Origin of the sequence: Parasutterella secunda, from assembly GCF_016901835.1 — a bacterium.
GTDB classification, from domain to species: Bacteria; Pseudomonadota; Gammaproteobacteria; order Burkholderiales; family Burkholderiaceae_F; genus Aphodousia; species Aphodousia faecavium.
In genome coordinates, this window is record NZ_JACJKX010000008.1 from 65,097 (window position 1) to 85,405 (window position 20,309).

Annotated in this window: 17 protein-coding genes and 1 other RNA gene; 10 read left to right on the plus strand and 8 right to left on the minus strand. The window is 44.5% G+C overall.

The features are described from left to right. Nucleotides 1–100 precede the first annotated feature (100 nt). From H5985_RS09595 to istB, 4 genes are all read left to right on the plus strand, one after another. Nucleotides 101–769 (plus strand): response regulator, encoded by a 669-nt coding sequence (locus H5985_RS09595; RefSeq protein WP_205050320.1) that lies wholly within the window; start codon nt 101–103, stop codon nt 767–769. Between the two features lie 8 nt (nt 770–777). Further along, nucleotides 778–2,079, plus strand: coding sequence for a sensor histidine kinase (locus H5985_RS05545; protein WP_205050321.1), 1,302 nt, complete (start codon nt 778–780; stop codon nt 2,077–2,079). Between the two features lie 351 nt (nt 2,080–2,430). Beyond that, complete coding sequence (gene istA, locus H5985_RS05550) at nt 2,431–4,014, plus strand: IS21 family transposase (protein WP_205050322.1); 1,584 nt, start codon at nt 2,431–2,433, stop codon at nt 4,012–4,014. Between the two features lie 13 nt (nt 4,015–4,027). Next, nucleotides 4,028–4,792 carry an IS21-like element helper ATPase IstB gene (gene istB, locus H5985_RS05555; RefSeq protein WP_205050323.1) on the plus strand — a complete coding sequence of 255 codons (765 nt, stop codon included), beginning with the start codon at nt 4,028–4,030 and terminating at the stop codon, nt 4,790–4,792. 1,124 nt (nt 4,793–5,916) lie between these two features. Here the strand turns inward: istB and H5985_RS05560 are convergent. The 4 genes from H5985_RS05560 to H5985_RS05575 form a co-directional block, all read right to left on the minus strand. Then, a complete protein-coding gene (locus tag H5985_RS05560; RefSeq protein WP_205050324.1) occupies nt 5,917–6,783 on the minus strand; it encodes a substrate-binding domain-containing protein in 867 nt (288 codons plus the stop codon). Then, the gene (locus H5985_RS05565; protein ID WP_205050325.1) at nt 6,740–8,440 is read right to left on the minus strand and encodes an ABC transporter ATP-binding protein/permease; all 1,701 of its coding nucleotides are present in this window, start codon (nt 8,438–8,440) and stop codon (nt 6,740–6,742) included. Before H5985_RS05565 ends, H5985_RS05560 begins: the two co-directional genes overlap by 44 nt. 69 nt (nt 8,441–8,509) lie before the next feature. Next, on the minus strand, nt 8,510–10,618 hold the full coding sequence (locus H5985_RS05570) for a TonB-dependent receptor domain-containing protein (RefSeq protein ID WP_205050326.1): 2,109 nt from the start codon (nt 10,616–10,618) through the stop codon (nt 8,510–8,512). A 120-nt stretch (nt 10,619–10,738) separates the two neighbouring features. After that, on the minus strand, nt 10,739–12,112 hold the full coding sequence (locus H5985_RS05575) for an ISAs1 family transposase (RefSeq protein ID WP_205050327.1): 1,374 nt from the start codon (nt 12,110–12,112) through the stop codon (nt 10,739–10,741). A 229-nt stretch (nt 12,113–12,341) separates the two neighbouring features. Between H5985_RS05575 and H5985_RS05580 the strand changes: the two genes are divergently transcribed. Continuing rightward, nucleotides 12,342–12,923: a BTB/POZ domain-containing protein gene (locus H5985_RS05580; RefSeq protein ID WP_205050328.1), complete on the plus strand. Its 582-nt coding sequence runs from the start codon at nt 12,342–12,344 to the stop codon at nt 12,921–12,923. Nucleotides 12,924–13,092: 169 nt separating this feature from the next. Here H5985_RS05580 and ffs read toward each other — a convergent pair. Then, nucleotides 13,093–13,191: signal recognition particle sRNA small type (gene ffs, locus H5985_RS05585), an RNA gene on the minus strand. 154 nt (nt 13,192–13,345) lie between these two features. Here ffs and H5985_RS05590 point away from each other — a divergent pair. After that, nucleotides 13,346–13,618 (plus strand): type II toxin-antitoxin system HicB family antitoxin, encoded by a 273-nt coding sequence (locus H5985_RS05590; RefSeq protein ID WP_205050329.1) that lies wholly within the window; start codon nt 13,346–13,348, stop codon nt 13,616–13,618. Nucleotides 13,619–13,723: 105 nt separating this feature from the next. On the opposite strand, the gene H5985_RS05595 is transcribed toward H5985_RS05590, so the two are convergent. Beyond that, nucleotides 13,724–14,983: a nitronate monooxygenase gene (locus H5985_RS05595; protein WP_205050330.1), complete on the minus strand. Its 1,260-nt coding sequence runs from the start codon at nt 14,981–14,983 to the stop codon at nt 13,724–13,726. Between the two features lie 164 nt (nt 14,984–15,147). Between H5985_RS05595 and H5985_RS05600 the strand changes: the two genes are divergently transcribed. The 3 genes from H5985_RS05600 to rho all read left to right on the plus strand — a co-directional run bounded on the left by H5985_RS05600 (nt 15,148) and on the right by rho (nt 17,836). Beyond that, complete coding sequence (locus H5985_RS05600) at nt 15,148–15,951, plus strand: enoyl-ACP reductase FabI (protein ID WP_205050331.1); 804 nt, start codon at nt 15,148–15,150, stop codon at nt 15,949–15,951. 164 nt (nt 15,952–16,115) lie between these two features. Continuing rightward, nucleotides 16,116–16,433, plus strand: a complete 318-nt coding sequence (trxA, locus tag H5985_RS05605) for a thioredoxin (protein ID WP_205050332.1) — start codon at nt 16,116–16,118, stop codon at nt 16,431–16,433. A gap of 140 nt (nt 16,434–16,573) precedes the next feature. Then, a complete protein-coding gene (gene rho, locus H5985_RS05610) occupies nt 16,574–17,836 on the plus strand; it encodes a transcription termination factor Rho (RefSeq protein WP_205050333.1) in 1,263 nt (420 codons plus the stop codon). A gap of 60 nt (nt 17,837–17,896) precedes the next feature. On the opposite strand, the gene H5985_RS05615 is transcribed toward rho, so the two are convergent. Next, the gene (locus H5985_RS05615) at nt 17,897–19,075 is read right to left on the minus strand and encodes a sugar transporter (protein ID WP_205050334.1); all 1,179 of its coding nucleotides are present in this window, start codon (nt 19,073–19,075) and stop codon (nt 17,897–17,899) included. A 105-nt stretch (nt 19,076–19,180) separates the two neighbouring features. Then, nucleotides 19,181–19,645, minus strand: a complete 465-nt coding sequence (locus H5985_RS05620; protein ID WP_205050335.1) for a Dps family protein — start codon at nt 19,643–19,645, stop codon at nt 19,181–19,183. 308 nt (nt 19,646–19,953) lie between these two features. Here H5985_RS05620 and H5985_RS05625 point away from each other — a divergent pair, with 308 nt between their 5' ends. Beyond that, a complete protein-coding gene (locus tag H5985_RS05625) occupies nt 19,954–20,214 on the plus strand; it encodes a type B 50S ribosomal protein L31 (protein WP_205050336.1) in 261 nt (86 codons plus the stop codon). Nucleotides 20,215–20,309 lie beyond the last annotated feature (95 nt).

Consider the following 20,309-nt stretch of genomic DNA (forward strand, 5'->3'; position numbering starts at 1 on the left):
GCCATCAATCAACGGGATATTTGCTTTTAAGTTGGTTGCAAGCATTCTTTCTGAAGTGCAGACTCAATGACAGAAAAGTCATTTCAAATGTGAGGTCGCAGTGTCTTTACCCATATTAGTTGTTGATGACAATGTCGATATTCTCTACAACGTTCGTGATTATCTGGTCATCAAGGGTTTTACCGTTGAAACGGCTCTTAACGGGGCCGATGCACTTGACCGGTTGAAATCGGGCTCTTACAGTCTGTGTGTACTCGATATCGGTTTGCCTTTAATCGACGGTTTGTCTATCTGTCAGCTGCTGCGCCGGGATGGCAATAAGATTCCGATTTTGATGCTTACGGCACGTGACAGTATTGATGATCGGGTGAGAGGATTGGAAGTAGGCGCTGACGACTATCTGATCAAACCTTTTGCGTTAAAAGAACTTGCTGCACGCGTTGAAGCATTGTTGCGACGTAGTTACGGCGATCAAAAAGATGTCCTTCAGGTTGCCGACCTCGTTTTTAACCTCAAAACCCTTCAGGTTTCACGGGGCGAAACACCCATTAAGCTCAACCCCACGTGTTTGTCCATTCTCAGGGAACTGATGACAAAAAGCCCTGCCGTTGTCAGTCGTTCACGCTTGGAAACAGTCGTTTGGAACGGGTCACCACCCGACTCTGACAGTCTTCGAGCCAATCTCTATCTCTTGCGCCGTGCGGTAGATAAACCGTTTGACACCGCTTTGATAAAAACTCACCCGGGGCTTGGTTGGTCACTCAGTTAAGGCAAAAAATGAAAATTCTCAAACGTTTCGGATTAGCTCAGCGCATTCTTCTGGGTTGGATGGCACAAACCATTTTGATTATCGGTTTGTTCTCCGTTGCCATGCACGAGTCCACAGAGCTTATGGAAGATAACCTTGTGAGTGATATCCTCAAAGATGAGCTCAGTATTCTTGTCAGTGAAATTGAGGCGGGTGAGGATGTTGCTTTACCGAATTCTATGCAGTTTTACGGCAATGCCCCTCAATTAAAGCCAATCCCTGAGCAGTACACCCTAGTCCCTGACGGTTATCAGGAAATAGTCAACAGTCGAGATTTCGCCTTTCTTTACAAAATCACTGTAAACGGTCACTCCTATGTTTTGATTCGAGATCAATACGATTTCGAGCGCAGCGAACAAATATTCAAGATTTTGATCGCCGGTTGCGCAACGCTTATTTTCCTATTCTGCTTGGGATTCGGCTATTGGTGGATTCGTAAAAAGATCATGGCGCCGATTGAAAGCCTCTCAAACGAAGTGCGTCAAATGGCAGAATCTCAGCAATATCGGTCGTTAGCAAGTGAAATTACCGACGACGAAATCGGTGAGCTCGCAAAAATCTGTGACCGGGCACTCAAGCGTTTCCACGAAGCACTGAGCCGTGAAAAACTTTTCACTTCTGATATCAGCCATGAGCTGAGAACCCCGCTTACCGTTATCGAAACCACTGCCGAACTGATGCAGCTCTACCCTTTGACGGATAAACAAAATGAACAGGTCGGAAAAATTCTCAAAGCCGCCAAATCCATCGAAGAGCTTTTAGCTGTCTTTTTGCAACTGGCCCGTGGGGACGATTTTCAAAAAAGTTCCAACACCGACCGCGTTTATGATGTCATCGGTGAGATTGCCGACAATTTGAAAAAGACAGCAGAGGCTAAAAAATTGCGCCTCAGTGTTCAAAGTGCAGCCACCTGCCCAGGCCACTACTCCCCTGTTCTTTTGAGCACAGTGGTTAATAATCTCGTTAAAAACGCGATTCTTTATACAGAATCGGGTGAAGTAATTGTCCGGGAACTCGCTGACGGCTTTGAAGTGATTGACACCGGTATCGGTATCCCGAAAGAAATGCACGATAAAGTCTTTATGCCTAAAGTCCGTGCTACCAATAAAGCACCCGGCAGCGGCATGGGACTGTCTATTGCCAAACGCATTTGCGACCGATGCGGTTGGAAATTACAACTGTTGGATTCTGAAACAGGAACTCACTTCAGAGTATGCCTCGTTATTGAAGAACCGATTTTGTACGCGGATCAACGCGGAAAGGCCTTCTAAGAAAAGTTGTTTGCAGAAAAAAGAAATGGCGAAACTTTTAAGTGCTACTAACTTGAAAAAGGTAAAAATATTTTTCATTTGTTTTTCAACTAGTTATAAAAATTAAGCAAAAACTTCATCTAAGTTGAATCAGCAAAAAACAAGTAGCGTTAGTAGTCTGGATAGCAGTTTATAACGATGATAAAACAGTGGAATATATTAAGTCGTGGGACAGGCGCTCGCACACATCGGGACACCTGAATTATTAGAGATTGGGACAGTAGTCGAAAAAAGAAATTCCTACACATTGGGACAATAAATTCATAGCAAGTTGATAATCATTTAAGGCTAATTTTTAAAGGAGAGCCTTAAATGAAACCTGTACCAATTCATATCATTACCGATATCCTGAACGGTCTGCAACAGGGCCTGAGTTATCGAAAAATCCAAAACCTTTACGGTTCCTCAAAAAGTACCATCGCCCGTATCTCCGAGCGTTTAAGTCAAAATGGGCTTTCTACTCAAGATGCACTGAAGATGAGTGACGAAGAGTTAAAAGCGTTCTTTTATGTTCCTCAATCTTCATCACAAATTGAACCGGATTGGTCTCGTATCCACAAAAAACTTCAACAAAAATCGGTCACACTCATTCTTCTGTATCAGGATTACGCTCAGTGTTCTGAGGGGTTAGGAGAAATTTATACCTACTCTTCATTTTGCCGTCGGTATAACGAATGGAAGCAACGCAACGGTATCACTTCGATAGGAGGAAACGTTGACAATAGACCGGCTGAAAAACTTGAAATCGATTTCGCCGGGGACAAATTGCAATGGGTTGATCCCTATGGAGAAATTCATTCTTCAAAACTTTTTGTCGCTTCTTTACCTTACAGTTGTATGCTTTTTGCAGAGGCATTTGATAATGAAAGACAAAACAGCTGGATTGACGGTATCACTGATGCCTTGGAATACTTTGGAGGCAGCCCCTTCGTTCTAGTCATGGACAATGCCAAGGCATTAATCAAAAAAACAGACTGGAGAGAAGGTATTCCTCAGATAGCAATCGACTCACTATGCCACTATTACCGAATGCAGCCTTGGTCCTGTAAACCAGCCAAACCTCAGGAAAAGAACCGTGTTGAAGCAGCAGTCAACGATTCTGAGCGTTGGATTATTGCTGCCCTGAGTTTGGATGGTTATCCTCTTGCTCGAGATTTGGATGATCTTAATGAACTGATTCGTCAAAAAGTCGATGAAATCAACCGTCAACCATTCCGACGTTACGGTTTGAATGGCTCTCGCATGAGTCGTTTTTTAACCGATGAAAAGCATCTTCTTCAACCGCTGCCTCAGCAAAAATATGAAAGATCCGATTGGAGAATATTGACGGTTGATAAAGCTCATTGCATCCGTCTTCATTGTGATGGAGGTCATCGTTACAGCGTTCCGGCTCAGTACACTCATAAAAAAGTTTGTGTTCGGCTTTGCAGAGATAAACTCGAAATTTACGACAATGACACAACAGAAGTCGTTGGAGTGCATGTTCGTTGCTACAACATGAATGGCTCCAAAACTCATTTACTACCTGAACACTTGACTGATGAGGAAAAACATTATCGACGCTCTAAACAGGACTGGATAAATGCTTTCGCCAATCGTGGAATACCACGGACTTTAGCTCTTCGATTCATTGAATCACTTTGGTCACACAGTGAGTTTTCCGGGGCACGCATCAGTGGTGCCATTTTTAAATTACTTAAGACCTATACGGCTCATGAACTTACTCAGGCTCTAGATCGATCGCTGGAGATTGGAGAAATCCGATATCACAACGTTAAAGCTTGGTGTGAAAAATTTGCATTTGCTGAACGTCACAATCGGGAAATGAACTACTCAGAACCCGACCCACAATACCTGACTGCGGCCCACGAAAACGTCAGAAACGACTATGAATAAAGGGAACCCACCTATGACCACAACTATTGAAGAATTAAAACCCATGTTTCTGCGACTGAAATTAGCCGCCATGTACGAACATGCTCAAGAGATGCTTGACGATGTAGAAACCTCATCGATGTCACACATGGATTTGTTGAAACACCTGTTTGAAGCAGAAATAGCTAGACGAGATGAAAGTGCTCTAAATAGGCGGATCAAACAAGCTAATTGCCGATACCGTGATGCTTGCATGAGCGGGATTGATTATTCAATCGATCGAGGTCTCAATAAAGCGAAACTCTCGCAACTTGGTTCTTGCGATTGGATACGTAAACATCAAAACTGCATCATCACCGGCAAAACAGGTTGCGGTAAAACCTGGATAGCCGGAGCGTTAACAAATGCTGCTTGTCGAGCAGGACTAACAGCGCGATTTTACCGATTGCCTCTTTTGCTGAAAGAACTCAGTAAAAATCGTGATTTGGAAAGTGAAACACGCCGAAAAATGCGAGAACTCGGACGTATAGACTTGTTGGTCCTTGACGATTGGGGCTTTGGGCAATTGGATGCCATTAATCGCTCCGACTTACTTGAAATAATAGAGAGTCGGTGCGGAAATGGCAGCACGATGATTACCAGTGTGATGCCGGTCAAAGCCTGGGCTGAATATATCCAAGATCCAACTTACTCTGATTCTATTCTCGATCGCCTTGTACGAAATGCTCACAGAATTGAAATGACAGGCATTTCAATGAGGTCTTTGGAAAAATACGGAGCCATTGATAAAAACAAATAATTAAGTCTGTGACGAGTTACCCACAAATTCACCTTGGTACGGCCCATTATTGAGGATGAGCGCTGCGGTGAATTGTGGATAACTCTGCTCACGAGCTCGCGCAAGGCTCGGGAAAAACAAACACATCACAGCGCCGTAATTGAATTGTCCCAATGCGTAATTTTCACCTTGTCCCAACCGTTAATAGCACCTGTCTCAAACACTGCTAAATTCCAAACAGGACTAAGTAGACTATTCATCGGGAAAAATTATGCCTAAAAAAGCTGTTACATTAACTAAAAAAATTGTTGAGCAGTACTGCAATACCCTACCCATCTCCAGATCTGGTCACCGACTGAACTATCGAACTAATGTGATCTCTCCAATGACATTGTCTATAAATCTAAACAAACGAACTTTTGGACCATCGTCCCCAAACCAACGATGAGAGCTGTCATCAATCCAAATAAACTATTCCAAGCGGTGTCTTCACCGTTGTAGAGAGTGAAACTGGAGCGTGGGCGATTTAGACATAACCCATCACGTTGTAGATATTGCTAGTTGAAAATCTCTGTTGCGCTTTTTAATGTCCTTAATACCCCTACTCTTAAACTCAGCAGGGAATTTGTCGCGATGTGCTCTGTCTTTATTTTTATGGGTTAAAAAAATTGAAATTTTTGAGTCGAAAAGACCGTAGTTAACGATACAAAGTGGCTATGCTGATTGATAACAACATTTATGCCTGAGCCAAATGTAGTGAACCATTATTGAGTTGCTCAAGAACAGGTATTATGAGACTTGACTCCTTTTTATTGCGAAACACGAAGTACATCCCTTCTTTGGAGAAACGAAAGGAGTCGAAATAGTACGGAAATTTGTCTCAAAATCGCTGAAACAAACCAGTCTCAAAGTCGCTGGTTAGTAACACGGCGGGTTTTCTTTTGCTCCAAATATCTACTTCTGATAACTTTTGATACACTGACTCTAGCTGACGACCGAACTTTAGATAACCCAGCACTGGGTGATTGTGAGGTAGCGGATTGGTTGGGAGAGGTGGCCGTTGGTGCACTCGGAGCCTTGGCTCCAATCCCGTCAGCTGTAACAGTGAGATTGTTCAAAATAATAATTTCAACAGTCTGTTTCCTTTAATTCTTAGGATCAAGGCACTCAATCCATTTTTGCATAATCCACGGTTGTTGGCACTTCATCGCATCGCAATAATAGGGTAGAGAGAATATGTTCATATTTCGGATAGCTTGGCAATAGAAACCCTCTCGATGAATTCTTTGATTTAACGCCAACATGCCACCAGAGGCGTCACCGCACAAAGCAATAAAATCCGGATTTAAGTTCGTTAATGTTTGCGAAGATATCTCATCAAAATCAATTACCCCTTGCATTGGACTTGATGGCCTGTCATCGGTAAGCACATTTTTTACGTTTAGCGGAACGATAAACTGACTAAGTTCTGATTGAGCAGAAAGTGCAAAATGGTAAAGTTCATCGGTAAATGGGTGTCGGACTGATAAGAGAATCAGTGCTTTTCTGATTGGTGTGCATAGCCGGTCATTAATCAATCGATATTTTTCATCAAAGAGTTTAATAGCTCTCCGGGCACGGGCTTGTTCGCCAAACAATTCCCCTGCTCTCTGTAAAATCTCTTGGGGACTGCCGGTAACATCTAAGACCAAGGTTTTAATGCCAATTTCTTGAAGTCCAGTCTTTAAAACAACCGGATTTAATTCTGGGCGCCCGTTGTCTTCGAGCAGAACATAGTCCATTGATTGCTTTTCCAAAGCTTTTGTCAAAATTCTTCTGTCATTGAGTACACAAGCCGTACATTCCAAGTGTTTCTCATATGGATGATAGGTGTGCATATTAGGAATATCGGATCCAATTAAGCCTTTGGCATAAATTTTCATCGATGACAAAGTCTCAATAGCCGTATCCCCAATGAACACAGCATTTTCATAACGAGGGAACGGGATGTAGAAGTTTGGAATCTGAGACATAAAATTGTTCCATTTCAAAAATTAAATCGGCTTTGTTTTTTAATTGCTGTTGATGAGTGACCAATATGACCGAAGTCTGAGGCAAATCGGTTTTTATGCAATCGAGCATTTGTTGGGCAGAGAGATCATCTAAAGCAGACGTGGTTTCGTCCAACAAGAGAACCTTAGGCTTCGCGATCAATGCTCTGGCGAGCATTATCCGTTGCTGCTCTCCGTTACTGAGTCTGGATGTCCAATCATCGGTCTCGTCAATCTGGTTAAACAAATTAGCTAATCCAACCCGATTGAGAATTTTCTTGGCTAAATCGTTATTTAAAGTTTCAGGCAATAACGGATAAGATAAATTGGCCCGTAAGGAGCCATGAAACATATACCCCAATTGAGAAATCCAAAGATAATTTTCCGAAGACCGGATTTGACCGGTAAAGGACTTATTAAAGCCCGCTATGGTTTTGATCAAAGTGCTTTTTCCACTACCCGATGGACCGCTAAGAATAGCTAGGGTACCTGATGGGATGCTCATATGAACATAGGCCAAACATTTTCCAATAATGGGCAATTTAATATCGACAGACAAACCTTCGTTGTTTTTCCAATCGAATTTGGAGTTTATTTCTTCTACCCTTTGCTCAACATCGTGCATGCGATTTTGCAATTGATTTAGACGTTCGTAAACAGCAACCAAACGCGCTAATTCCGGATAAGACATGGCAATCCAGGACAGGGAACGGGCAACATCGACAAAGGCACTTCGAATTTGCATCAATCCGCCTAACTGGATGACGCCGGTGAATAAACTGGGTAAAGAGAAAAAAATCGGAGTCAGATGTGTTACCTGACCTACGCCTACGGAGAAGAAGTCTAAGTCTCTGCGTTTTTTAACCAACGATATCAAGACATTCAATAAGACGGTAAAACGATGCTGTAACTGTGCGCAGTCAGCCTCTGCCGCCCGGGCTCCGGCTACAGCTTGGGCAAAACGTCGTTTTTCAAGCAAAGCCGCTCTGAAGTCTGCCTCTCGTCTTTGACCTTCATAATTTAGATTTTTAAGTTTTCGGCCAATTAAGTGCGTAAAAAGCGTTTCCAATGCTGTATAAACCAGACACACCCAAAACATATAGCCGGGAATTTTGTAGCCGAACACAGAAATAGATCCGGAAAGATTCCATAAGATGACCGAAAAACTGCCGATTGTCAGCAGAGCATTAAATAAACTGATTGCTAATGACAATGACAAATTGATTAGTTCTTTAATATCTTCTGCAATACGTTGATCAGGATTATCCGGTTCAGTCCTTGATTGTTGAAGGTGGTAGATCGTTCCTTCTTTTGAAAGCCAGTTCTTAAGAAAAATAGCCGTAAGATCACGTCTAGCAGCCAATGCCAGACGATTTTGAGCATAGTTGGCGGTTACCAGAACAACAATAATCGTCGCACACAGCCAAATAAAATCGAAAAGTGCCCGATAAATCGCCTCTTTGTCAACTACCTGCAGAGCATTGTAAAAACGACCGTTCCAGTTATTGAGTTCAATAGCTAAGTTAATGTTGAAAACATATGCACCGATTACGAAACACAATAATGCCCATAATCGCCATTGTTTCCGATTAAAAAAGCAATGAATCAGGAGCGATTTAAGACCGAAAGACAATTGCAAACAACCCGATCGTTAAACAGAAAGATGAGGGAAAACTATCTGAAAAGAAAGTTTCCCCCAATTTTGAAATTAGAATGTAGCGGAAATCCAAGTACGATAAGTACGAGAATAACCATAACCGCCGTTCAAATATCTGTATTTCTTATTGCCGATATTATCCACAGCGAAGTTAATGGCAATATCCGCGAAACCGGGAATTTCAGGAGTCCAGGAAGCACCAATGGAGTGCGTTGCAAAACCGGCATAGTCCTTATATTCTCCGGAGCCATAGACAGTTTCTTCACTGCTCTTACCACCCTTGTAAGCACGCAAACGGTACCATGCATTTAAATCCCAAGGATGATACGTATATCCCGCTCTGAAAGCGGCTTGTTGAGGAGTGATGCCTGCGATTTTTTCTCCTGTATCCTCATCCTCTGCATGCAAATAACCATAAGAGGCATGGAAGTCAAAGTTTCCGATCAAATAATCGGCCGATAGTTCAAAACCTTTTTTGAGAGCGGAACCCACATTGTCAATGGAGTAGTAGAGAATCATATCTCCACCCGGCGTCACTTCCATATCACCGGTCAAGCCTGCCACAATGAGATTTTTGATCTTATCGCGAAAAACACTTGCTCTGAAGCTCAACTTATCTTCTTGAGCAAATACATTTTTAAAATCGCCATTCACACCCAATTCAAGATTCAATGACTCTTCTGGTTTGACGTTCGAATTAGGCAATACCACAGAGTACATGCCGTAATCGGCATAATCCATGGCTGTATACAATTCATCAAGGAACGGCGGACGATAACCTGTCTGTGCGGAGAAATAAACGGATAATTCATCTGTCGGCGTGACCGTAAATGTGACCCCCGGCGTAACCTTGGAGTCTGTCTGTCCTTCTAATCCGTACTTGTCTTTTTGACCGCTCTTGGGGGTACGATCATAATAAGAGAATCGTACAACAGGCGTGATCGTTAAATAATCATTGAGTGAATATTCATCCTGAATAAATACCCCGGCATCCAGTCCTTCAGAATCCGGACGGCTTTCATCCGAGAGACCAGAGGCATTTTTTGAATGCTGTTTTGTTTGGGAAACATCAAAACCATAGGTTAAGACGTGTGTTCCGCCCAACTCAAAAATGGATGTGTTCTGCACATTACCGCTATAGGACTCAAATTCATCGCTAAAGTAGGCTTCCGGATTGTATGTGCGGTTATCGTAAGAGTTGTCCATCTTGGAGTATTGCAGATTTACTTTAAGGTCAATCCAATCCCCGTTTCGATAATCCCAAGAGCCCGTTACCCGATGCTGTTTAAGCTCATAAAACATCCGGTCATTGGCCGGACCGGACCATTGTTGAGGTTTATCGTACGAGTACCCAAAGGTAAAACGGTTATCTTGACTAGGTGAAACAGTTAATTTAGCCATGACAGCGTCATATTGTGAATCTCTTTCGGTAGCTGAGCGTCTACCAGTATTTGATAATGAAATCTTAGAACCGTCACGTCTTGAGTAACCAATAACGGCATCGTAGATACCATGCTGACCGTAAACAAAAGCGGATCGATTCCATTCCCGCGATGCGCTGTTATAGCCGGTTTTGAGCTTGGCGCCATAGGATTGACCCGGTTTTAACAAGTCTTGTGCTGTTTTTGTTGTGACCGACAAGGTCCCGCCAATACCGCCGTTGCCGTACAAGGAACTGCCGCCCCCTCTTCTCACTTCAACCTGTTTAACCATTTCTGGATCTACGAAAATAAAGGCGGGACGATTACCGCTCATCGTGTAGTTATCTTGTCGAACTCCATCAATCAAGTAAGTAATCTGGTCTCTATCCGATCCGCGGATTGAAATACTGGAGTACACCGGACTTTCCGGGGAAACCACATCAACATTAGGGATGTCAAGCAAAGACTCCGCTATCGTACTGATGCCCTCTCTATCCATCGTCTCAGAGGTGACCACTTCCACGGAAGAAGGCGCTTCGTTTAGCGTTTTCGCTGTGCGAGTGGCCACTACCACGACAGGCTCTGCACGATACTTATCAGATTGCTTTTCAACTTCCGAAGATTCTTGCGCTTGAATCTGAGCGCTAAAACCCACCAATGGAATGACTGCTGACAGTGCCAGCACTAAAGTTTTCCGCTTAGGAAACCGTTTGGGAGACGAAGATTTTTGCGTTGACATTTGCTTTCCCTATAATGAGAATGAGAATCGTTATTGCGAATTGTAACTTAATTCTATCTTTTGTAAAGAAAAAGTTACAGGGGTGATGCATACGCCAGCCCGCGAATTATCTCTTGTTCGTTATTTTGATAAGCACTCAACAGCGAAATCCGCGTTATTGAATCGGACTAACCACTGCGGTTTCGTCGCAGACTTTTTCCCGGTTTGCATCTCTTCGTTGGCTTGAGCCTTGCTAATGATGTTGTAGGCCAATTTCGACAGCACCGCTCGTCCGGCCAAGTAATCCGCATTGCGACAATGCATTCGATCTTGATCAAAGGTGACATCCAACACCCAGTGCAGATTGTTTTCGATGGCCCAATGACTTCTTATGGTCTTTAGTAGCAATTGAGCAATGTATTGCTCATCAAAATGCAACGACGAAATGAAATAGCGCTCATCGTAGCGGATCTCGCCTGTGTTTTTAATTACCGTTTCTGTCGCTAACTTGATCATGCAACCATCATCAAGGCCCGGCCACTTCTTCAAAACGTCCTGATATATCGGCCCATCCATTAATGACCCGGGTAGAACCTGGATGCGACGGGTTTCAATGCGACAGTGATCGCTATCGAGGGTTTGATTGTCTTTGATGAGCTGTGACGGTTCTGTTCTAAACCATGCCTTGACAAGATCGAACAATGTCTGTTGATTATCTTTGACCGCCACACAATAATCAGCCCCCTTTTGCACGATTTTTTGCACCAACTTCGTTTGTGTATTCAGGGCGTCACAAGTCACTACGGTGCCTTTAATATCCAAAGAATCGATCAAGTCGGCCGCATGGGTGATCTCATTTTCCTTTTCTCCGATCACTCTTTGTTCCAGACAAAGTTGATCATCGGAGTCATAAACGTTTAAAACGTATTGACCGCGGGGTTGAAGCAGCGTTTTAGACGCTTTAACCGATTGCCCGTCAAGCGAGACAACACGATGTTTAATGGGGTTGAGCAACTGCTCGGTAAATCGTTTAATCAATTGCTCGGATTGTTGTTTACCAATTAACTTAATCAACCGTCTGACCGTGTCATGAGAGATGTCCCGATCGGGAAAATCATCAAAATATTTTTTCAAAACCGCTCGGTTGCTGGCCCAGTATTGAGCGATTTGATAGCAAGAGGTGTAGCCGGCCATGGCGACTAACACAACAACCAGCAGGGTTAAATCCAAGGGATAGACGACATAGAGAGGGCTGCGGGAATCCTTGAGCTCAGCCAGAGCTTCAGGGATGCTTTTCTTTTTACGCCCCTGCCCCGATTCGGTAGGAATCATCTTGTTGAGATCGGTTTCACCAGGAGGGAGTTTGCCGACCAAACGGGAGCGGATCTTGCGGCTGTTTTTAATTTTGGGATCGTAAACGCTGGTGACTTCCAAGACGTAGTACCAACCATTTTTCTGCTTGGAACAAACCAAGCTGACGTGTTCTTTAGGATTTTCAGAACGTGGACGGGACATAATAGAACTTCGAATCGTGAACCTTTGAAATAATTACGAGATGGATCACGATATAAAGAAGAAAAAACATCGAATTTTTTCAAAATAATCAAAAAGATCCAATGTCTTTACCTGACTTCCCATTTCACTAGTTCCATGAGGACTTGATTCACGTCAAGTCCTCTCTCTTTTCAAAAAAATCCTCTTTATTTTCAATACATTGATAGGCGAAGAAGTCTGCAAAGACTTTTTGTCTGATCGAATTGGCTTATTCGTGCCGTTTGACGACAGTGAATGTCTTAGCGCTGATGGATATGAATCTATTTGCTCAAGAATTGGAGAGCTCCAAAGCATCTTCAATTTGAAAAATATCATTCGCATGAGTGATATCTTTCCTAGAGTTGAATTTGACCTCCAACGTAAATTGAACGATGGAAGCGTTGGTTGTGTATCAACTGGCGTTTATTCATTACTCATGGAATATGTCGGAGATTCTTTCCCGGCGTATCAAGCATTGGTGGCTGAACAAACGGAAGTATTCAACTCACTGTTTTCGTGTCAATACTTGTCCTTACACTCAATCCCAAACAAAGTAGCCAATCAAATTGGTGCTGCAAAAGTTGATGGGATTGGTTGGTGTGTCGACCTGTTTGAGGAAGGGACGTTGGAGCCATTCATTACATATTTGGCAAAATCGCCCTCAATTGCTGAAATTGTTAAGCAACATGAGATCTGGTGCCATTACCGTCAAGAATCTTGCAGACGTCTCTTGAGAGCTTACGAAGAATTGATGCGTGACTATCAAAAATGGTCATCCGATACTAAACATTAACATCAAAACTAAAGGTGATTCACAAACGTGTTTCACCTTTCAACTTAAATATACGTTGCGCAAAAACCACAAAAAAAAGCTAAAGTTTGATTTAATACGTTAGTAGTCTCTTTAGTAGTTTGATTTTGAATTTCTTTTAAAATCAACGAGATAGACACTCAAAAAAAGAAGTGGCGAGCCTTATCCTCGGCACTACATTCACTTCGCTGTGGCTGCTCCGTTCCCGGCCTGACCAGGTTCACGACGAATGCATGCGAGGGGACCCGCCGAGGGCGCAGTTTAACAAATTTCTGCTAAAAAAACTCAAGCCAGCTACTTAGCGAGCCGATAATTTGAACAGACCGTCTGATTTTTATTTGGAGCGTTAAAAATCTTTTTCCCAAGCGTAATATTTTGCTATTGCTTTTGAAAGAGAATAACCGATGAAATATCCGATTGCTATAGAACCGGGCGACCAAGCCCACGCTTATGGTATTGTCGTACCTGATTTGCCCGGCTGCTTTTCTGCTGGAGACACGCTCGAATCCGCTCATCAAAATGCAAAAGAAGCAATCACCGGCTGGATTGAAATGGAACTTGACAAAGGCCATCAAGTTCCTTTGCCGTCAAAAATTGAGAATCTGGCAAGACGAGAAGAATTTAAAGGATGGACTTTCGGCCTTATAGATATTCCGTTTAATATCAAATCAAACTAAACGTTCCCAATCACATCGAACATCATCCAGAATTAACCGGTCTGCAAAAACGGCTCTGATGCATTTTTGCAAAAGAGCCGCTATAGCCAAAAAAACAACTATCGATTAATGAGGAACGGGAAGCTTAATTTCTTCACCGGTGCTTGTAACGTAATCGTTATAAATTTCTTCAGCGCTCGGAAAATACCACTGACCGTTGGCAAGCTTTACCGTGGTGTCTTTCAACCGAAAAGTATTGGCTCCGCACGTCCAGACGTTATAGAGCTTCATGTGCGTACACAGGCAACACTTCCACTCCTCGGGCTTGGGCATCGCCTTTTTCGTCATCGCATCCCACCACTGATTGAGATACGGGCATTTACCTTCGTTGAGCATATAACCATAAGGTTCACAATTGGGCGGAATTCGCTGCTTAATCGCAGGAGAGGATTTCAGCATCCGCATCAGATAACCGGTTGCTGAGAGATGGTTGACTTCAATATCTTCTTCCCGGGCATTAAGATAAGCGGTCTTTACCGCATCGGGTAAACCGGACTCTTTTGAAATCGTAAAACGAGTGGCCACCTGAACCCCATCGGCTCCCACCTCTTTAATCATGCGGACCGCATCACCTCCGGTGAAAATTCCGCCTGCAGCAAACACGGGGATATCAAGGTGATTTTCAGCCAAATAGGCCTTGACTTCTTTAACAATTGTCTCAAGCGAATATTCCCGCCAATCCTCACCGAATCCCAAGTGGCCGCCTGCCAGAGGACCTTCAACAACGATGTAATCGGGCAAGCGATTCAATGATTTATTTTTTCGAAGGAAAAGATTGAGTGCCCGGACAGAGGAAACCACAATGCCTAAGCAAGCTTCACGAAAACGTTTGTTTTCACTCATGAGTTTAAAACTCATCAAATGCAACCCGGCCGAAAGCGTAATGCCATCGATTCCTGCGTCCAGTGCCGCATTCAGTCTGACGGCCATTGATTCGTGCGGAGCATTGAAAGTCAACTTTTCCATGCAGTTGATAAACACCAAGCCCCTGCCCGTTGCCCGACTCATGACGTCGCCTACATAACGCAGAGTCGCCTCACGCAGTGCATTCAAATCAAAATGGTTGTTACTTTTATCGGGATTTTTCTGACAACCGTAATAGCGTTTAGCCTTATCAGCGCTATAGCTCGTCCCATAAAGGCGATCACACAGATCCATCACCATGGCGTCCGACAAATGAGCAATACCGCCCAATTTTTCCACCGCCAAAACCATTTCGGCCGTAGAAATGTTCACCCCCATACCTCCGACCATCAAAGGCACATATTCCTTATCTTTGAGGCGAACACGTAAATCTTTCAGGCAGACCTTTTCAGAAGAATTCATTGCAGCATCCTTTCAGGATCAAAAAATTTTCCGAAAAAAGTATGTCAGTGCCATTTGTAAAAAACGTAACTGAAAAATTAGGATTTCTCCCTATAAATCAGGGTATTGACAAACAAAAAACGATAGGTAGAGTAAAAATTTTCAAACTTTGAAGGTTTTTCAAAATGGCTTTACTGACCGGCAAAAAATTGCTTATTACCGGCATTTCTTCAACTCGCTCAATCGCCTACGGCATTGCTAAAGCCTGTCATGAAGAAGGCGCTGAACTCATTCTCACCTACAATAACGAACGTTTCCGCGAACGCTTGGAACGTTTTGCCAACGATTTCGGCGCAGTCGGCGTCATTCAGTTAAATGTGGCAAGCGACGAAAGCATTCAGGCTTGTGCCGATCAGGTTAAAGCCATTTGGTCTGAAGGTTTCGATGGTTTCGTGCATTCAATTGCTTGGGCTCCGCGTGAAGCAATCGAAGGCTCTTTTCTCGAAGGTCTTTCTCGAGAAGGATTTTTGTCGGCCATCAACATTTCCGCTTATTCCTTTGCAGCTTTAGGAAAAGCCTTTTTGCCTCAGCTCGAAGGTCACAATGCTTCCCTTGTGTGCATGTCGTTTTTGGGTGCAGAAAAAGTTGTGCCCAACTACAACACGATGGGCGTAGCCAAGGCCGCACTTGAAGCAGTCACGCGTTATATGGCGGCAGACCTCGGGGCAAAGGGCATTCGTGTTAACGCACTCTCTAGCGGTCCGATTCGAACGCTTGCTGCAAGCGGTATTAAGGACTTTCAAAAAATGCTTGCTCACGCCCGTGACGTCTCGCCTCTTCGTCAAACGATCACGATTGACGATATCGGTCGCTCCACAGCGTTCTTGCTATCTGACTATGCTCGTGGCATCACAGCCGAAACAATCTATGTTGATGCAGGTTTTCATGCGATGGCAGGTCAAGTTCAAACCGATGAGCAAAAAGAATAATCCGGCTCAAAATCTGTCCTTTTTGTCTCGGAGTCAGGAAGAAATCTATGACGAAAATAGACAATTTCAAATTCCAAATTGATGAAAATTCCGTTATGCTCGACGGGTAGAAAGGCTAAAGAGCCTGCAGGGAATTTTCAGCATTTAAACTAAAAGGTGACACTATGAGCGAAATCGTTCACTTAAATGATTCCAACTATGAAGCCGAAACGGCTCAAGGCGTCGTGGTCGTTGACTTCTGGGCTCCGTGGTGCGGTCCGTGCCGCGCTTTGGCTCCACACTTGGAAACGGCTGCTCAAAAGTTCGACGGCAAACTTCGCATCTGCAAGTACAACGTGGATGAAGCCAACGAATACGCTGCCAAACTCGGCATCCGTTCCATTCCGACTTTGATCGTTTATGAAAACGGTCAACCCATCCAACAACACGTTGGCTCCATGGGTCAGTCTCAATTGGAAGATTTTTTGAATCAATTCGTTTAGAATGCCCTCCGAATCCGTTTCGGGCGCCTTGCCCGAAACGGAATCTAGAAGAAAAATCCTTTTTATTTAACGATCAGAACAGCGGTGAAGGCTAATCTGCTTTCCCCTGCCTTTTCAATTCACACTTTCAAAAGATTCAAATGCATCTTTCCGAACTCAAATCTTTGCATGTCTCCAAACTCTTGGACTGGGCTATTGATCTCGGCATTGAAAATGCCAACCGCATGCGCAAACAGGAACTCATGTTCGCCATTTTGAAAAAACGCGCCAAAGACGGCGAACAGATTTTCGGTGACGGTACTCTTGAAATCCTCCCCGACGGCTTTGGCTTCCTACGCAGTCCAGAAACCTCTTACCTCGCCAGCACCGACGATATCTATATCTCTCCTTCGCAAATCAGACGCTTTAACCTGCACACGGGTGACTCCATCGAAGGCGAGGTTCGCACTCCGAAAGAAGGTGAACGCTATTTTGCTTTGGTCAAGGTTGAAAAAGTTAACGGTCAATCTCCCGAAAACTTAAAGCACCGTATGCTTTTCGAAAACCTCACGCCGCTCTTTCCGAACGAACATCTGGTGCTTGAGAGAGACATCCGAGGCGATGAGAATTTAACGGGCCGTGTCATCGATATGATTGCCCCGATCGGTAAAGGTCAACGTGCACTGATCGTTGCTTCTCCTAAGAGTGGTAAAACGGTTTTGATGCAGCATATTGCTCACGCCATTACCGCCAATCACCCCGACTGTGTCCTTTTTGTGTTGCTCATTGACGAACGTCCTGAAGAAGTGACTGAAATGCAGCGCACTGTTAAGGGCGAAGTGGTGGCCAGTACCTTTGATGAACCGGCCTCCCGTCACGTGCAGGTCACCGAAATGGTGATCGAAAAAGCCAAACGTTTGGCCGAAAGCAAGAAAGACGTGGTGATTTTGCTTGACTCCATCACCCGTTTGGCCCGCGCCTACAATAACGTCATGCCCACGTCCGGCCGTGTGCTCTCGGGCGGTGTGGACGCCAATGCCCTTCATCGTCCCAAGCGCGTCTTCGGCGCTGCCCGAAACCTTGAAGAAGGCGGGTCTCTCACCATCATCGCTACGGCTTTGGTTGATACCGGCAGCCGCATGGACGATGTGATTTATGAAGAATTCAAGGGCACGGGCAACATGGAAGTGCACTTGGAACGCCGTCTGGCTGAAAAACGTATCTATCCGGCTATCAACGTTCTTCGTTCCGGCACCCGACGTGAAGAACTTCTGTTAAAGCCCGATGTGTTGCAGAAAGTTTGGATTTTGAGAAAGCTCTTGAGCGACATGGACGAAGTCGAAGCCATGGAATTCTTGCTCGAACGCCTCAAAGCAACCAAGAGCAACGCCGACTTCTTCGATCTGATGCGTCGAGGCGGTTAATTTCTCTGAGTTCTTCCATCAGTGCGGCTCTTTCCGAACGGAAAGAGCCGTTTTTATTTCTCAGTGTTTCAAAAAGTCTTGGATCATCGCAAAGCAAATGATGCCGCCCGTCAACGCAAAGGCGGCTCCGACATATCCGATGTAAGGCAAGGCCGGCCAAGCAAAAACCCAGCCGCCCACCAAAGCACCGCTACCGATTCCTACATTGGCAATACCCGAATAAATCGACATGGCAATCGGTGTGGCCTGGGGCTCAAGCCGAATGACAACCGATTGAAAAACAAGACCGAAGATAGTAAACGTGATGCCCCAGAAAACACACAAAAGCATCGAGGTCCAAATATGAGCAGCAGCTCCTTGCATGAGTGTTAAGAAAATCGCCAAGCCGAATGTACCGGTTGCAAAGAAAAATTTCGGATGATTTTCAAAACCTCGGGAGAAAAATACACTCGCGATGATTCCTGCCACACCGAACAGTGTCAGCGAAAAGGTAATTTCTCCTTCGGGCATATGAGCCATTTGCGCCATGAAAGGTTCGATGTAGCTGTAAGCCGTAAAATTAGCCGTAAAAATCAAAGCTGTGAGAACATAGACACCGATTAAGGCTCGATTTTTAAGGATGGCCGGCAACTTGGCCACGGCAGAGCCTTGACTACTGGCCGGAACTCTGGGGAAAACAAAAAGCAAAAAGACGGCTACACAGAGCGCCACCACACCGATCGAGAAAAAGGTGGCTCGCCACCCCATATACAACCCCACCATACGACCAAGAGGAAGACCGGCAATCATTGCGACGGCCGTCCCGGTAACGACAAGACTTAAGGCAGTCGCCGCCTTACCGCGAGGTGCAATACGCACCGCCAAAGGAGAAGCGATGGACCAAAAAATAGAATGAGAAAAAGCCACCCCTGCTCGAGAAAGCATCAAGGTAATGAAACTCGGCGCGATGGCTGATAAAAAGTGACTGATCACAAAAAGAGCGAGAATGCCCAACAACAATTTTTTAAATTCGATCTTTGAGGCCAAAAGCATCAAAGGTAGAGACAAGACCGTCACAATCCAGGCGTAAACCGTAATGATTGTGCCGGCTTGCGATTCGGTAATCTGAAAATCACGGGCGATATCCGTTAACAGACCGATCGGGATGAATTCCGACGTATTAAAAATGAAAGCCGATAATGTGAGCCCCACAACCGGCGCCCACTGCTTGAGAGCACCTGCCTCTGTATCCTGAGCCATGGCGCTTTCCTTTCTTTTGGTTGAAAACGGCGCCGATTATAGACCGCCGAACGCAAAAAAGGCCTTCACATAGAAGACCTTCTGAAATCAGTTCAAAAGAACAGCTTATTGCTCTTTGCGGCAACCGCATGCTGAACGGTTACGCATAGCGCGGATAAACCAAAGTTTCTTCGAGTAATCCGCCACAAAGCCTTCGAACATCGACTGGACCTCAAAGTCATCGCTTTGAGCCGCATCGTTACGGATTTCCAAAGCCAAAGCGTTCATGAGCTTCATGTCACTTTCCACCATGTCCATCACCTCATGACCGGAAAAGCCTCTCGGGGCCACTTCCTCGATCGTAGCCACTTCAAGATAGTCCTTCAGTGTAGACAGAGGCGTTTGCTCTTTCATCTTTAGAATTTCGGCAACTGAATCAAAAGCCTCAAACACATCGTCATAGAGCGATTCGGTGTATTCGTGCAAGGGCTTGAAGTGGTGCCCGGTCACATTCCAGTGCAGGTTGTGCAGTTTAACGTTCCATACAGCGAGATTGGCCAAATACACATTCAATTTCTTGGAGCATGTCATGATTTTCTCCTCTTCGTTAATAATCTTGGTACCTTTATATTAGAGATTATCTAGATGAGAATCAATCTCGTTTTGTTTCTAAATGTTTGATTTGCATCGGTTTCTATCGATCTCATAGCTTTTGAGATAGTTTAAGGAGAGTCCGGACGAATGTTGCGAGGAAATTTGCTATTTATCGGAATTTATTGGATAATTCGGCTTCCCTGTCGGAACGTGGAGTTGCATGCCCGCGGTAAGACCTCAATACGGTGAGGCGCGTGCGCAAGGCACTCAGGGCGGCCGATGATATTTTTAGGAAAACTTTACAAATGAAACAAGGTATTCATCCCGAATATCGCGAAGTAGCCTTCTGCGATTTGTCCATCAACAAGACGTTCATCATCAAGTCCACCGCTCAAACCAAGGAAACGGTTGAAATCGACGGCGTGACCTATCCGCTCGTTAAGCTTGATACGTCTTCTGAAAGCCACCCGTTCTACACGGGCGCTCAAACGCGTATCGTTGAAGCCGGCCGCGTGGAAAAATTCCGCGCCAAGTACGCCAACCTCGCCAAGAAGGCTGCGAAGTAATTTTCAATCAGAAAGTTTCTCGCAGAAAGGGGCAGTCTGTGATCTATGGACTGCCTCTTTTTCGTTACAATAGCTAAGTCAAATTCATTAGCCTG

Coding starts and splice junctions, on each gene's coding strand:
- H5985_RS05595 (WP_205050330.1), bottom strand. CDS start 14,983: ATGAATTCTTCTGAAAAGGTCTGCCTGAAAGATTTACGTGTTCGCCTC.
- H5985_RS05575 (WP_205050327.1), bottom strand. CDS start 12,112: ATGTCCCGTCCACGTTCTGAAAATCCTAAAGAACACGTCAGCTTGGTT.
- H5985_RS05600 (WP_205050331.1), top strand. CDS start 15,148: ATGGCTTTACTGACCGGCAAAAAATTGCTTATTACCGGCATTTCTTCA.
- trxA (WP_205050332.1), top strand. CDS start 16,116: ATGAGCGAAATCGTTCACTTAAATGATTCCAACTATGAAGCCGAAACG.
- H5985_RS05590 (WP_205050329.1), top strand. CDS start 13,346: ATGAAATATCCGATTGCTATAGAACCGGGCGACCAAGCCCACGCTTAT.
- H5985_RS05625 (WP_205050336.1), top strand. CDS start 19,954: ATGAAACAAGGTATTCATCCCGAATATCGCGAAGTAGCCTTCTGCGAT.
- H5985_RS05560 (WP_205050324.1), bottom strand. CDS start 6,783: ATGTCTCAGATTCCAAACTTCTACATCCCGTTCCCTCGTTATGAAAAT.
- H5985_RS05615 (WP_205050334.1), bottom strand. CDS start 19,075: ATGGCTCAGGATACAGAGGCAGGTGCTCTCAAGCAGTGGGCGCCGGTT.
- H5985_RS05620 (WP_205050335.1), bottom strand. CDS start 19,645: ATGACATGCTCCAAGAAATTGAATGTGTATTTGGCCAATCTCGCTGTA.
- rho (WP_205050333.1), top strand. CDS start 16,574: ATGCATCTTTCCGAACTCAAATCTTTGCATGTCTCCAAACTCTTGGAC.
- H5985_RS05570 (WP_205050326.1), bottom strand. CDS start 10,618: ATGTCAACGCAAAAATCTTCGTCTCCCAAACGGTTTCCTAAGCGGAAA.
- istB (WP_205050323.1), top strand. CDS start 4,028: ATGACCACAACTATTGAAGAATTAAAACCCATGTTTCTGCGACTGAAA.
- istA (WP_205050322.1), top strand. CDS start 2,431: ATGAAACCTGTACCAATTCATATCATTACCGATATCCTGAACGGTCTG.
- H5985_RS05545 (WP_205050321.1), top strand. CDS start 778: ATGAAAATTCTCAAACGTTTCGGATTAGCTCAGCGCATTCTTCTGGGT.